This is a genomic window from Algoriphagus sp. AGSA1, assembly GCF_021390545.1.
Taxonomy (GTDB): Bacteria; Bacteroidota; Bacteroidia; order Cytophagales; family Cyclobacteriaceae; genus Algoriphagus.
In genome coordinates, this window is record NZ_JAJUWR010000001.1 from 152,418 (window position 1) to 167,468 (window position 15,051).

10 protein-coding genes are annotated in these 15,051 nt (G+C 42.8%); 6 read left to right on the forward strand and 4 right to left on the reverse strand.

Annotated features, from left to right (window positions below):
- The first annotated feature begins 584 nt into the window (after positions 1 to 584).
- The 3 genes from LZF95_RS00570 to LZF95_RS00580 all read left to right on the forward strand — a co-directional run bounded on the left by LZF95_RS00570 (position 585) and on the right by LZF95_RS00580 (position 3,199).
- Positions 585 to 1,331 carry a hypothetical protein gene (locus tag LZF95_RS00570; RefSeq protein ID WP_233752969.1) on the forward strand — a complete coding sequence of 249 codons (747 nt, stop codon included), beginning with the start codon at positions 585 to 587 and terminating at the stop codon, positions 1,329 to 1,331.
- A gap of 72 nt (positions 1,332 to 1,403) precedes the next feature.
- Positions 1,404 to 2,435, forward strand: a complete 1,032-nt coding sequence (locus LZF95_RS00575) for a sensor histidine kinase (protein WP_233752970.1) — start codon at positions 1,404 to 1,406, stop codon at positions 2,433 to 2,435.
- The gene (locus LZF95_RS00580) at positions 2,432 to 3,199 is read left to right on the forward strand and encodes a LytTR family DNA-binding domain-containing protein (RefSeq protein WP_233752971.1); all 768 of its coding nucleotides are present in this window, start codon (positions 2,432 to 2,434) and stop codon (positions 3,197 to 3,199) included. The genes LZF95_RS00575 and LZF95_RS00580 overlap by 4 nt, the downstream gene beginning before the upstream one ends.
- Positions 3,200 to 3,359: 160 nt before the next feature.
- Here LZF95_RS00580 and LZF95_RS00585 read toward each other — a convergent pair whose 3' ends face one another.
- From LZF95_RS00585 to LZF95_RS00600, 4 genes are all read right to left on the reverse strand, one after another.
- Positions 3,360 to 4,001 carry an NAD(P)H-binding protein gene (locus LZF95_RS00585; protein ID WP_233752972.1) on the reverse strand — a complete coding sequence of 214 codons (642 nt, stop codon included), beginning with the start codon at positions 3,999 to 4,001 and terminating at the stop codon, positions 3,360 to 3,362.
- Between the two features lie 210 nt (positions 4,002 to 4,211).
- Positions 4,212 to 4,955: an SDR family oxidoreductase gene (locus LZF95_RS00590; RefSeq protein ID WP_233752973.1), complete on the reverse strand. Its 744-nt coding sequence runs from the start codon at positions 4,953 to 4,955 to the stop codon at positions 4,212 to 4,214.
- An 11-nt stretch (positions 4,956 to 4,966) separates the two neighbouring features.
- Positions 4,967 to 5,272, reverse strand: coding sequence for a putative quinol monooxygenase (locus LZF95_RS00595; protein WP_233752974.1), 306 nt, complete (start codon positions 5,270 to 5,272; stop codon positions 4,967 to 4,969).
- A gap of 111 nt (positions 5,273 to 5,383) precedes the next feature.
- Positions 5,384 to 6,064, reverse strand: coding sequence for a type 1 glutamine amidotransferase domain-containing protein (locus LZF95_RS00600; RefSeq protein ID WP_233752975.1), 681 nt, complete (start codon positions 6,062 to 6,064; stop codon positions 5,384 to 5,386).
- 559 nt (positions 6,065 to 6,623) lie between these two features.
- Here LZF95_RS00600 and LZF95_RS00605 point away from each other — a divergent pair.
- The 3 genes from LZF95_RS00605 (at position 6,624) to LZF95_RS00615 (ending at position 15,038) form a co-directional block, all read left to right on the forward strand.
- Complete coding sequence (locus LZF95_RS00605) at positions 6,624 to 7,187, forward strand: Crp/Fnr family transcriptional regulator (RefSeq protein ID WP_233752976.1); 564 nt, start codon at positions 6,624 to 6,626, stop codon at positions 7,185 to 7,187.
- Positions 7,188 to 8,033: 846 nt separating this feature from the next.
- Positions 8,034 to 11,735 (forward strand): AraC family transcriptional regulator, encoded by a 3,702-nt coding sequence (locus LZF95_RS00610; protein WP_233752977.1) that lies wholly within the window; start codon positions 8,034 to 8,036, stop codon positions 11,733 to 11,735.
- A gap of 240 nt (positions 11,736 to 11,975) precedes the next feature.
- The gene (locus LZF95_RS00615; RefSeq protein ID WP_233752978.1) at positions 11,976 to 15,038 is read left to right on the forward strand and encodes a TonB-dependent receptor; all 3,063 of its coding nucleotides are present in this window, start codon (positions 11,976 to 11,978) and stop codon (positions 15,036 to 15,038) included.
- Positions 15,039 to 15,051 lie beyond the last annotated feature (13 nt).

The following is a 15,051-nucleotide window of genomic DNA, read 5'->3' on the forward strand; positions in this document are numbered from 1 at the left end:
GCGAAGAAGTGAATAGACAGTATTACCCGACAGAGCAACTACGACAAAGCAATGCCACCAAAAAATGACGGCACACACAAAGCATAGACTGGTTGTCTTGACCTAAAAATTTGATTGGAATTTATTCAGAACCGCCTATCACTTAGATAGAAGTCCATAGTCTGCAAAGACAATACATAGAGATGTTATTTTAAATTATACGACTGCAAATTTAGTAAAATTTAATGGTAAACAAGAGAAAATGAGAGCCGACCGCATAACAACTAGGTTTTTGTATGTACGGGTCTCCCCGTATCAAGTTCGGGTCAGGCTGTATATAGCGGTTTGTAAAGCATAAAGTTACTGCTCTTTGCGCCGCTAGCCTCTTTCTGCTGCTTTTAACAAGCATTTGTCTTGGGGTGCAGTGGATTGTGTTTTTAATCACACCAGCTCTTATACTTGACCGTTGGAAGACACGCTATACCGACTCAACAGTGGATTTTCTTAGCTCATTTGATTTTTTCCTTGGTTCATTTAATTGTGGTTGAGCCTTGCTTTGGTGTAAAATACTTTTACCTCATCAAACATTTAAAATAAGTAGAAAGATGAACAAAGAACTTGTGTTTTTAAGAACATTCGCCGCGGTTACGGCTATTGGTGTGACCATCCTTACGACATCAGCATTCAAAAATTCCGGCAACCAAAGATTCAGTGAGATTGACGTGGAACGCATCAATATCGTGGAAAAAGACGGTACGGTAAAAATGGTCATTACAAATGTGGATCGTTTTCCGAACGGAACTGACATAATCAATGGCAGACCGACTAATGAGGGTAGAAAGAAGCGTTCGGGAATGTTGTTTTTCAACGAAGAAGGCATTGAATGTGGTGGGTTTATTTATGACGGAAGAAAAACGGAAAATGGTCACACAGCTGGACTTTCTTTAACCTATGATCAATACGATGGGGATCAGGTAATGCAATTGCTTACACAAGATGTAGAGCAGGGCGATAAACGATTTGTAAGCAGTACTTTGGCTTTCAACGACCGTCCGAGCAAAGAATCGCAAATCAAAACGATGGAAATTATGAAGGAACTTGAAACGCTTCGTAATTCAGATCCAAAGGCAATGGAGGAAAAATATAAAGAATATGAGAAACAAGGCTTGGTTGGAGGTGTTCCCCGTGTGATGCTTGGCAAATCCAGAAGCCAGAATAACGGGCTTTTTCTTTTTGATGATAAAGGGATGCCGAGGGCAATGTTTTTTATAGACAAGGACAACAATGCCCAGTTGGAGTTCTTTGATGAAAAAGGGAATACGATAGCTTCATTTCCCGAAAAGAAAGACTAAATAAAGACACAGAAAATAGTCCTGTGAAATCATAGGGCTATTTTTTTTGTAAATTGCCCTATCAAATTCTCAATGAAAAATAGTATCCGTAAAATACATCAAAACCGGTATTTTTTGCTGTTCATTTTGCTGTTTGCTTATGTGCAGTCTATATACACACGCATTGTGGGAAGACAGCAAATCAACGCTTATACGTTCACGCCGGAAGCGGCTTTTATGTCCTTGGTTGATGCAGGAATATTGTTTTTGATTATACTTTTCTTTATCAGGAAGTGGCAAAAAAGAGATGTGTCCGACACCAAAACCATGGTTAAGATCTTTGGCTCATCATTGCTTGTATTCGTTGCTTTAATGCTGCTAACGGGATTTCTGATTGCGTTGGCTTTTGGTAACGTAGTGCGAAATTTTAACCCGCAAACATTAACGGTTTCATTGTTCTCAGATTTTTTAAATGGAATTATTTATGGCAGTTTTTTCCTGGTCTATTACTATTATCAAAGCAACAAAACACACCAGCAGAAGCTTACGGCCTACAACGACGCGCTGGCGGAAAGCAAAATCAACCAACTCAAGACCCAGCTCAATCCGCATTTTCTGTTCAACAACCTGAACGTACTGGACCAACTGATAGAGGAAGACAAACATAAAGCGTCCGATTTCCTGAATGAATTTGCGGAGATTTACCGTTACGTGTTACAATCAACGGATAAAGAATTGATTTCCATTGGGGAAGAAATTGATTTTGCACGGCAATATTTCAAACTCATCCTGCATAAATATGGCAATGCTTATCAACTGCATATCGATGGTGAAAATATAAACGGTTTTATTGTTCCGATGACTTTGCAATTGCTCCTTGAAAATGCAGTGCAGCACAATCTGGGAACGAAGGATGATCCGGTTTGTATTCAACTAAAAATTGACGAAAATATAGCTGTTTCCAACAATACAAATCTGAAACGAATCAGCAAGCCCCCATCAGGACGGGCATTGAAGAACCTGGAAGAACAATACGGACTGCTTTCTGAAAGGCCGATAGAAATTCATCAAACGGAAAATGTTTTTTCGGTCAGTATTCCCATCATCCACAAGCAAAACGCATGACAACAATCCTCATCGTAGAAGACGAAATCCCGGCAAGAAAAAAACTCAAACGTTTTATCGAAGGATTGGATTCGCCCACGGAAATCATAGCGGAATTGGATACGGTACAATCTGCCATTGAGTTTTTGAGCCACCGTCAACCCGACCTTGTTTTTTCGGATATAGAATTGCTGGACGGTAATGCTTTTGAGATTTATCGTCAGGTTTCCGTTACCTGTCCCATCATTTTTACCACGGCTTATGACCGGTTCTGGATGGATGCCTTTGACGGCAACGGTATCGCTTATCTGTTGAAACCCTTTTCCAAAGAGCGTTTCCAAAAAGCCTGGGATAAATTTCTGCTGCTCAAACATTCCACCTCGGAAGAACAAAACGCTATCGCCGGTTTGACGCAGCTTATCAGGGAGAACTTTTCGCAGAAGTCCTATAAAAAGCGTTTTACGGTCAACACGCATCAGGGCATTTACTTTTTGGACACGGGAAACATTTTGTTTTTTGAAGCCAACGAAGGTGTGGTGTTTGCTTATGACCATCAAGGAAAGAAGCATCTGCTGACCGAATCCACGTTAAAGGAAATAGAAGGGCAACTTGATTCCTCGGACTTTTTCCGTATCAACCGCAGTGAAATTGTCCATAAACGTTACATCCAAAAAATAGAACGCTACAACAAAAACACGCTTGCCATCAATTTAAAGGGCTTCGAGACCTGCCTCAAAACCAGCCAAAACCAAACGGCCGCATTTAGGGATTGGGTGGAGAAATAAGAGCGTACGTACAACAACCGGGTTTTCTTCGCATGCAAAGCACAGCTTGGCTTGCCCGCAGAGGCCGGGAACGATGAAGCCGTTTCCCGATAGCAATCGAGTCATAATGCCAGCTCCCGATTCCCGGGAGCTGTAGTAAATTTCAAACTCGATTATCTGCCTAAGAAAGCTGCTCTATTGCTACTGCAATCGGTGTAGTGCCATCGTGCATACTTATTACTTTTTTATGCGAGGATGTACTTTTCAATAGTTCTGAAAGCATTTCAGCTACATTTTCTATGGAATTTTCTCCATGATGGTCTATGTTCACCTCGACTAAACCAGATCCTTTGGTCTCTATTAATGCACCAGGCTGCAAAATCGTAAAGTTCAATTTGGTTTGGTTGATCAAGAACAAATCTGCATAATGCTTGGCCAGATAATAATCTGTAAGATTCTTGAGGCCTTCTACTTTCCATTTGGAAGGTGAGAGGGAGTGGATAGCACTTAACATGATGTATCTTTTAATCCCTCTGTTTTCTGCAGCCTGCATTGTTTTTACCGCCCCATGCAGATCTATCTGAAGTAAGTTTTTCCCTCTGGATCCGGATACAAAGTAAACTGCGTCCACATCCTGCGGAAAATTCTTGGTAATTACATCCAGCTCTTCTGTAATATCCAGTTCAATTTGCCTATAATTGGAGTGTGCGAAAAGCTTGTTGTTCTGCCTGGAAGTACCGATTACGGTATGACCTAGGTCTAATAATATTTTGGTTAAGTTTTTCCCAACCCGTCCACTCGCCCCTATTATCAAGATCTTCATACGATTAAGTTTAAGATTAAATTTTATGTGAATATTTCCTTTTTGGATAGCTATGAGATGTAAGCTATTTCTATGTTGATTTTTCTGGAAACTACCATAACTGATGTAGGATTCTAAAAGGTACTCCTAGATATAGTGACTACCAAATGATAATTAAAAACAGAAGCTTTTTAAAACGATCATTTTAACCACCGATCAGGATAGGATTTATTAAAAATCCTGAATGGTTGGTCTAATTACAATTTCGTTGATATCCACATCAGCAGGTTGTTCGATTGCAAAAGTGATTGCACGTGCGACACTTGAGGCAGGAATAGCCACCTTGTAAAATTCATCGACACCTTCCGAACTCTCTTGATGGTTGGTTCCCAACTTTAACTCTGAATCCACTGCGCCTGGCTCAATAGTAGTCGTACGTATGTTACCTCCCACTTCATGCCTCAATCCATCGCTTATTGCCCGAACAGCAAATTTAGTCCCGCTGTAAACACTTCCTCCCGGACTAAAAACTTTAATCCCGGCCACAGAACCTAAATTGATAAAGTGTCCTGAATTCTGTTTTTGGAAAATGGGCAAAGCGGCGGCGATTCCATAGAGAACACCTTTGATATTAACGTCAATCATAGCATCCCATTCATCAGTCCTGACCTCTGACAGGGGAGCAATGGGCATTATGCCTGCATTGTTGATCAATACATCAATTTTACCGTAGGTGGCAATGGCTATATCAACTAAGCGCTGTACTTGCTCCTTACTGGTCACATCTGTTACCTGATATGATGCTGTACCTCCTTTTGAGGTAATATCTGTTACGATTTTTCTCAATCTATCTGCACGTCTTGCCCCGAGCACCACTATTGCCCCCTTTTCAGCAAGATGCTTTGCCGTTTCTTCCCCCAGACCGCTACTGGCCCCGGTAATCACGATCACTTTGTTTTTAATGTTATTTTCCATCTTATTCGTTTTTAAAGATTTATTGGGTTGGTTAAAACAATTTCCCTGGTTTCCAGTAAAGGCACAATTTGTCCTAAGACCAGCTCTTGAAAATGGGACGAGTTACGGTGCTCCGCCACAGCAGCTTCACTACTGTATCCTTCGAATAATACCAACGTGTCCGGGTCTGACTTACTTTGGTGGATTTTATAGAACAGATTGCCATCCTCTTGGATACTCTGATCATGTACTGTCTTAAGTAGGGCTAAAACATTTTTGAGCTGACCTTCCTTTACTTTCCATGTAGCAAACACATGTACTGGATTATGATTTTCCATTTTGATTTTTTTTAAATTAATATTTTTATTTTCACATAGAATGGCAGATGCCACTTGGTAAACATGTATTGACCTCCTAAGATTTTGAAGGAGGCCAATACAGTTCTCCTGTTAATTTTGGACGGACTCCAATAAAGAAATCATTTTTTCAGCCACTCCTTTGGCTGAGGCTGGATTCTGGCCGGTTACCAAGTTGCCATCCACAATGCTGTGATCGGACCACGGTGTCGCGGCATGAAATTTTGCCCCTTGTTGGGTTAGTGCTGTTTCTAGTAGAAAAGGCACATCTGCTAGAGCATAGTTGTTTTCTTCCTCGTCAGTAAATGAAGTAATGTTCTTGCCGTCAATGAGGTAAGATCCATCGCTTAGTTTTACATTTAATAAGGATACCGGGCCGTGACATACAGCACCTATTACAGCATTACGTTCGTACGTTTCCTTGATGATTTGTTTAAGAAGGGCATTTTCCGGCATATCCACCATGGGTGCCAATCCTCCTGGGATAAAAACCGCATCATAACTGCCCACATCTGCATCGGAAAGTTTACCTGCCTTTTGCATCGCTTCCCAGCCCCTACCTGTTAGAAAGGCAAGATTTGCAGGGTCGTTGGCTAAATTAAGAGCGTCCAAATAGGGTGTGTCACCGGTTAAGCTGGCAAAATCTATCTGATAATCCGCTTGTTCAAACTCTGCATAAGGGTGAGCGACTTCAGGAAGAAATGTTCCTGTCCTCCTGTTGTTTGGGCCAATCGAATTGGCATTGGATACGATAATTAGAATTTTCTTTTTCATTTGTGTTTCGTTTTTAATGTTTGTTTTTTGATTTTCTGAGATGCTTTCCTGTTGATTTTGTGCATATGCCGAGAAATAGACAAGTGCCAGGGTAATAATCATGAGTCTTTTCATTTCCGTTATTAGTTAGCTGTTGCTGATTTATTTATAGTACAAATTTACAGTGGCACACCCTCGGAAGACGAGGAGGGAAATCACAAAAAAACTGTGATCGAGATCACGGTTGTGAAGGTCTTGGCCTATAAATCCCTGATATTACCCTTGGTTTTTATAAACCGCAATGCTGTAATAATTCAAGGCATTGGCTTTCAATTTTGTTTTCAAGCCGAAGCTGGTTTAGGTTTTGCCGTACGCTTCCATTAATTTCCAGCTGATTAAGACGATAGCAACGAACCTGTTGAAAAAACCACTAAAGAGTCAAATCAGTCCTTTTTATCGCGATCAGTTAGACTTATCTTCAAAACACCGATGATTTAGGGAAGTGGGTTTTGCTTATTGGATTTTGACAACAGAATCAATGGTTAGAAAAATAGTTGCGGTCATAAGAACAATTCAGTAAATGGATAGATTACGTAAGCATATAGAAGAAATAGTCTCGATTAGTGATCAGGAATTTGAGCATATAAAGACATTTTTCACTTTAAAAAGAGTTCGAAAAAATCAGTTTCTTATTCATGAGGGAGATGAGGTGAAGCACGAGTTCTTGGTTTTGTCAGGGATTTTCAAGGTTTTTTATGTGGATGAACTCGGGAAAGAATACATACTTCAGTTTGCGAAGCAAAACTGGTGGATGTCAGACTATCCGGCTTTTTTTAAAGCACAAAAGGCGGACATGTTTGTGGAATGCATTGAAGCCGGGGAGGTTTTGGTTTCTACCTTGGAATCAAGAGAAAAAATGTCTTCGGATATTCACAAAATGGATCAGTTCTTCAGGGTAAAGCTAACCAATGGTTACGTTGCTTTGCAGCAAAGAATAAGATCTTTGTTGACAAACAATCCACAGCAGCGCTACGAAGAGTTTGCTGTGCTATACCCGGATCTGATGCAGCGTATTCCTAAAAAGCTTATTTCGGAATACTTAGGCGTAAGCCGTGAAACATTGAGTAGGCTTTATTCCAAATAAATAACATGTAGTCATTTATTGATATGAAATCGACAAAGATCCCATCTGGTCTTAGAAAAACAGTTATAAACGGATTAAAATATATGTCCTTTATGATCTGCCAACTTATCCGAGAGAATATTGGAAAAGGAACTTTTTATCTCAAAAAACCTGAGGAGTTCTTTTCCTGATCCAATAGTTGTCGTTAGGCCTTAGCGTTTGGCAAATGGTGGAAATGCTGGCCCGTTCTTGGGCAGATGTAGCTAACTAGCAGTAGAGGAAAATCGGCCTTATTGGATATGAGGTGTTTATTAATGGAAAACTGAAGAAGATTTTTTAGAAATTGAATATGGAGTTAAAAGATCTTGGGCAGAAGATCAGCGATTCGCCAAGCAGTGAGTGGTTTGCCAATGAGGTTATTTAATTTTCCTGAGTTGGAAAACACCGCAATTCCATTACATTTTCTCCTATTTCCCCAAAAAATACCCCAGGATCGACTGTTAAGAAAATGTCTTGGGGACATTTTTAAGGAGAGACCAGACAGCAGGGGAGGAGAGATGAGCCTGCCTTGCCGGTAGGCAGGCGTTAAAAATATCTTCTATGGAGAGATTTAGCGAAGAGCCAGGCTGCGGCAGGTTTCCTATCATTTTATTCCATTGACCTTGATCCCATCTGGAACAGCAAAAAACACCCTGGAACTGGTGAATGAATCCAAGGCCAGGTTGGAGGATATCAGGCAAGTGGATGAGCTGGAATCATTTGTGACCAAAACAATGAAAAACTCAGGCGTAATCGCAAATCTCGATGTTAATTATTTATTAATATATTGGCAATGTTTAAAGAAGGGATTCATTTCTAATTTTGGCCATGAGTCGTAGCTGCGTTATACTGATTGCCCTTTTTCTGTCTTTTGCCCCGATCTCAATTTCCCTTGCCCAAAAACTTAAATTCAGGACGTATCTGGTAGAAGATGGTCTCTCCAACAATTCCGTTAACCTTCTGGCCAATGACCCGTCCGGTGCAATTTGGATAGGGACCTGGAACGGGTTGAATTTATATGACGGCAGGACTTTTCTGGTCTTCCGCCATCTGCCAAATGAGCCCAACAGCCTTCCCGGTAATTATATCTATGGTGTGGAAATAGATAAGGATGACCGGGTTTGGGTATGGTCAGATCCGAATATCCTCAGTTTGTTTCAACCGGACAGTACTTTCTCTCATTACAGATTTGAAGATAGGATAGATCATGTTTTTCTCACTGCCCATAGCAAGATTGCGGTACAGGTAGCTGATTCCCTCTTTGTATATGATGGGGAGATGGATGGGTTTCAGGCATGCCCTTCCTGTACCCCGTTGAAAAAATCCTCAGACATACCCATCCCGGTTTCTATTTCCCACCTGGGCTTCTGGGATTCAAAAAAAGATAAAAGAGGGAATACCTGGTATGCTAGTAAAGATCAGGGGCTGTTTTTCCAACCTTATCACGTGGAGTCCCGGGAGTCTAATCCTGAGCATTATATCGCTGACGCTTTTAACCCTTACGGACTTAGAAGCAATGAGGTCACCGCTGTATTGGAAGACCATTTCGGGAACATTTGGCTAGGCCTCAAGGACGGCGGGGTGGCCAGGGCATTGAGGCATACTGATGTTTTACACCACATCTACCCACACCCCAAAATACATCCCAACCTGCCTGGAGAAGCTGTAAGAGCAGTGGTGGAGGAGGGTGATGGAACACTATGGGTCGGTTACTACAATTCCGGGATTTATTTCAGAAGACCTGGGCAGGAAAGTTTTGAAAAACTGTACATTACTTCTACCCAATCCGGTTCTGACTGGGAGAGGATCAGAAGCCTATATGTGGATCAGAATGGGATGGTATGGGCTGGAACCTATGCCGGAGTGATTAAAATCAGGAATAGGAAAGTAGCAGAATTGGTTGAAGAGGGTAATACAGAATTTTTCCACAGGAGGGTATATGGATTTGCGGAAGACAAACAGGACAAAAAGCTATGGCTAGGTTCTTGGAATGGCGTATCGCTATATAATCAGGAGAAGCAAAGCTTTGAGGGGTTTGCAGGGCAGGATCAGCTGGAAGGGTTAAATATCCGGACATTGCTCTATACGGACAGCACCTTGTTTATATGTACAGAAAAACATGGGGTAGTCTTGTTTAAAGAGGGAAAGGTCACATTTTTTGATCGGTCAAAAGGACTGTTGGATAACAGTGTATATTCTGTTTTTAAAGAAGAGGATACAGATAGGTTATGGATAGGTACCCATAGCGGGGTGACGCTCTGGGATGTGAAAACGGACAGTGTCTCCCATATCACGGAGCAGCAGGGCTTGATGAGCAATTTTGTGTATGGAATGATGCCCCATGCCAATAGCATGTGGGTGGGCACGGCCAAAGGAATTGCCAGAATCAACAGGGAAACCCTGGAAGTGTGGGCATTGGACCCGGAGGAGGGATGGCAATCGTCGGAGTTTTCTGAGGGAGCGTATTTTAGGAGTGGGAGAGGACTGATGTATTTTGGTGGGGTAAATGGGCTGAATAGTTTTCATCCCAATGATTTTCGCTCGGAGATAGCGCTACCTAAAATCCTTGTGTTTCAGCATGAACTCCCGGCCAACGCACCTTATTCAGCGTCTTTTACTGTTTCTACCATTGGTTTTGGAACAGATCCCAACAACAGGATACGCTATAGGGTGCTGCCGGGAGAGCCGGATTGGAGCGAATTGGCCACGAATGGGATCGTGATGTTATCCGGACTGCCGGAGGGATCATATAAACTGGAAGTTAAAAATTCCCTGGCGAAACCAGGCGAAGTCGTGACTAAGGAATTTACCGTTTTGGTGCCCCTGTGGAAGAAACCGTTGTTTTACTTTTTCATGGTGATTTTTGTATTGGGAGTGGCAGGCTGGTGGAGGTTCAGGACGGTGAAAAGAATCCAAAGGAAACTGGAACTGAAAATCCAGGAACGAACCAAGGTGATCGCAAGACAGAAGGCAGATCTGGAAAATGCAAATCAGGTGCTGGAAGCGAAAAACAGGGAAATCGAAGAGCAAAAAAAACGATTGCAGATTCTTCACAGTAAACATCAGAATGCCGGTTTTGAAATGGAGAAGTTTACTGGATATGTAGCGGGGCAAATCAGGAAACCCCTAACAGATCTGAAATTGAGTATAGATAGCGCCACATTCAGAGAACAGAAGATCAAAAACGGGATAAGTCTTCAATTGGACAGAGTAATGGACTTGTTCAATGAAATAAACGGATCGGGCAGATCAATGGAGCTTGGGCAAGTCACCCCTTCTCTGACCATTCTACCTGAGCTGTTCCAGCATCTGAACCTAGAAATTGCAGGAGCGATAAAAGAAAACCATATCCAATACAAATACAGCGAGAATCTGTCAGCAGGTTGGGTTTCGTTGGATGTAATGAGGCTCAAGCTTTTTCTGCGGAATGTATTTAAGGAACTTCTTAAGTTTCTTGATGAGGATGCCGTGTTGGATGTTCGGGTGGTCACATTAGATGCCAACCTACTTATCCGGGTGGATACTACCAGTTCTACCTTAATGGATGCCATAGATACCTTCAGCCAATACGGTATTTATATACAGTCTGCCAAGCATCTTCTGGCAGAGATGTCGGGAGAAATGCAAATTTTGCCCAATGAGTCATCAGTGGCGATCCGGATCCAGATACCAATTCAGGAAATAGAGACAAAAAACCTGAACACATCGGTCAAAAACTGGAAGCATAAGGCTCTGGCTGATGAGATTCCTGAAGGGAAACAGATTATCCTGGTTTATGGTAAGCGATTTGAAGCTGATGGTTTAGTCAAGGTGATGGAAGAGGACTCCTTGTTTTTTATACAAGAGGATGACCCGGACATGGTGTCATCGGCGCTGAATACGATCAGTATTGACATGCTCATACTGTACAATGAAAAGGTAACCGAGAATGTGGCCAAGATTATCAGTGCGGCGAATCTATTTCCCACACTTCCGATTTTGTTCATGTATGAGATCCTTTCCTATGGGCAGCAGGAAAGGTTGCTGGATATGGGGATCAAAGATTTCATCCAATTGCCTACAGGGAAATCCTTGATAAGCAGAAAAATAAAAAGTTTGCTTGCTGAAAGTATCGATAAGGGGCGACCCTTAAAACTGGAAAGCATATTGTCGCAGGATGAGCCAAAAGTAGAGCTGAGCCCAAACGAAAAATTGCTTCGGGAGGCTTTACAGGAGATCAAACAGAATTTTGATAAGCCCTCTTTCAAGGTAGAGACCCTATACGGGCATTTGGGTGTGTCTAAAATCAAACTCTATAGGATTTTCAAGGAGATCCTCCATTTGGCACCCTCTGATCTCATCCAGCAACTTCGGATGGAAAAGGCTAATACCCTGCTTCAAAAAAGCCAGATGAATGTAAGCGAAGTAAGTTTTGCATGCGGATTCAATGATCCCAAACACTTCAGCAAGATTTTTAAGAAATACTATGGGTACAGTCCCAAGACGTTTCAAAAATTGGATGCCACAGGGGATCCTTTAGGCATGGCGTAGGGAGCCGGATGGACTTATATTTTTTAGATTTTGCGGTGATTCGTTTTGGTCTTTGACCGGCCAGTGGATTACGTGTGATTTAAGTCTTTATTAAGGCATTGTGTCTGAAATAAAAGCAGACAAATAAGGTCTGGACGGTACTAATTTTTGCAACAATCCTCCTCTTTATTGCAACAAAAACACCCTAAAACTCCCCATGTGTTCTTGAAATTTGATTGAACCAAAAATTTTAATCATTCTATGAAAGCAAAATTTTACTGCTTATTCCTTTTGTACGTTCTGTCGGGAGGTGGGCTTTATGCGCAATATGTTTTGAAGGGAGTGGTAGTCGGGAAGGCAGACAAGGCACCCTTTCCCGGCGCCACGGTGATCGCAAATGGGGACATATATAAAGGAACGGTGACTGATGCCAAGGGTGAGTTCACACTTGATCTTTCCGAGGAAAGTGGTGAAGTCACTGTCTCGTTTATAGGAATGCAAACAGTGACTGTGCCATATCAGGCCTCGGCCTTTCTGAGCGTGGAGCTGGCGGAGGAGACAAATTCCTTGGATGAGGTAGTGGTGATTGGTTATGGTACTGCCAAGCGTAGTAATCTTACGACTTCTGTTGCTTCCTTGGAAAATGTCCCCAGAACCGTGGATAGGCCTATTTCCAGTCCCCAGGAGATGCTTCAGGGGCAGGTGGCAGGGGTTACTGTAGTTTCAAATTCAGGAGACCCCGGTTCTACTCCCAGTGTTATCATCCGCGGGAGAGGAACATTCAACAATGAAGAGCCTCTTTATGTAGTGGATGGAATGCCATACTATGGATCTAGGATAAATCCCAATGACATAGAGAGCATGGTGGTACTGAAGGACGCCGCGGCAGCTGCTATCTATGGAGCTCAGGCAGCTTCCGGTGTCATTGTAATTACCACTAAAAGCGGTAAATCCGGCGCTCCGAGGGTCTCTTTAGACTTCTATCAAGGATGGCAATCAGCCTACCAGACTCCTCAGGCCTTAAATGCTGCTGAATATTCCCAGGTATATACTCAGGCGGCTATCCACGCAGGAGCCACCCCGAATCCAGCCCATGATCCTAATGTCAATCCTTGGGGGCAGGTGACCAGAACCAATTGGATGGATGAGATTTTTAGGACGGGGGCTATTACAAATGCCAATCTTCAGATAAGTGGAGGAAGTGATAGGGCCAGATACAGTACTTCTTTTGGCTATCATAAAAAAGAAGGATTACTGTTGAATACGGATTACGAATTGTTTTCTCTCCGGTTGAAGGGAGACTACGAAATCACCAACAAGCTAAGGGCGGGACAAAATGTGTACTTGAACCATTCGGCAGCTTATGGGGCAAATACCAGCAGCAGCTACAGTGGGGCGATCATCAATGCGATCTATATGAATCCTGCCGCGCCGGTATATGATGAGCAAGGTCAGTTTCACGGGACAGTTCCTTTCGAGCTTTCACAATTTGCGGGGGCTTATGGGGATACGTATAACCCGGTTTCCTTACTGCTTCGTCCCACTAGGAAGGCACCTAGATTGAATGTCAATGCCATCACCTATGCAGAGTACGATATCTTGGAAGATCTGACGTTCAAATCAAGCTTTTCTCTGGATTTGTGGAACTGGAGTGACCGCACGTTCTCACCAAGAGCCCCTGAAATCGGCCGTCCAAGCAACATGAACTACCTGGATCAGAGTGCGGGAAGCTCTACCCGATGGATCTGGGACCAGCAGCTCAACTACAATAAAACCTTTGGAAGACACAACCTTGGTCTTACGGCGGTATATACCGCACAGTTTAGAAAAGAAGAGTCCCATAGCTTCACAGTTCAGGATTTTGATCGGGAGGACGAGTGGTTCCAATATCCTGGAAACGCCAATACCATACTCAACGTGCCTGGTTACAGCGCATTTGAGGATGCATTGACCTCAGCTATTGGGAGAGCCACTTACGACTTTGACGATAAGTATTTCATCATGGGAAGTATCCGACGTGACCAGACCTCGCGGCTGGCCCCATCTACCAAGACTGATTATTTTCCTGCTGTTTCCGGTGCCTGGAAGATTTCTTCTGAATCCTTCTTTCAGAGTAATTTGATAGATCTTTTGAAGATCAGGGCTTCTTGGGGTCAGGTCGGCAATATTTCATCTGTGGGCTATTATGCGTTTAATGTGCCGATGTCAGCGGGTAACAATGTTATTCTGGGCGAACCGGGAGTAAGAAACAGGCATATTTCCCTCAATGAGATAACCAACTCCAATCTTAAGTGGGAAAGGTCAGAAACCTTGAATTTCGGCCTTGACGCATCCCTTTTTCAAAGCAAATTGCAGTTTACTGCTGAATACTATGAAAAATATACCCGTGGGTTGATTCTGAGAAATTCACCGGATCCTCATTCCGGAGTACCGACCGGGGCGCTCTCCAATGTGGGTACAGTATCCAACAAAGGCTTGGAAATGAGCCTTAATTATAGCGGGAATGTAGGTGAACTGACCTACCAAGTGGGAGGGAACTTCTCAACCATCAAGAATGAACTGGTTGATCTGGATGAATTCACCAATGATTTTATCCAACATGGTGATAACATCAGGGCATCTGTATATCCATTCAGAAGTGAGCCGGGCCAGCCGCTCTATTCCTATCATTTGATCCCTAACACCGGGATCTTCCAGAATCAAGAGCAGATAGATTCTTATCTCAACAGTGATGGGGAGAAAATACAACCAAATGCAAGACCCGGTGATCTGATATTCCAGGATGTAAACGGAGATGGCAGAATCAGTGATTTGGACAGGGTGTTCATGGGTAACGCCATGCCTGATTTCACTTATGGAATCAACATTTCTTTGGAATATAAGAAATTCGATCTAATGGTATTCGGGCAGGGAGTAAGCGGCGTGGAGTTGTTCAATGGCTACAAACACACGGCTTACAATGCGGGACTTCAGGGATACAACCTGGACAGAAGGGTACTGGATGCTTGGACTCCCCAAAATCCAAACGCATCCATCCCTGTATTATCCACACAGGATCCCAACAGCAATTTTGGCACAGCCTCAGACTGGTACCTGGAAAGCGGTGATTATTTCAGGATCAAGAATGTTTCGTTAGGCTATACCTTTTCTCTCGAGCAGTGGAAAACTGGCTCTCAGATAAGACTCTACGGATCTGCTGAAAACCTGGCGACTTTCACCAAATACTCAGGGTTGGATCCTGAAGTAGGATCAGGGACTGTCATAGATAACGGCATTTTCCCATCCCCACGAACCTTTACCGTCGGGTTTAATATGAATTTCTAATCCATAATTAGTA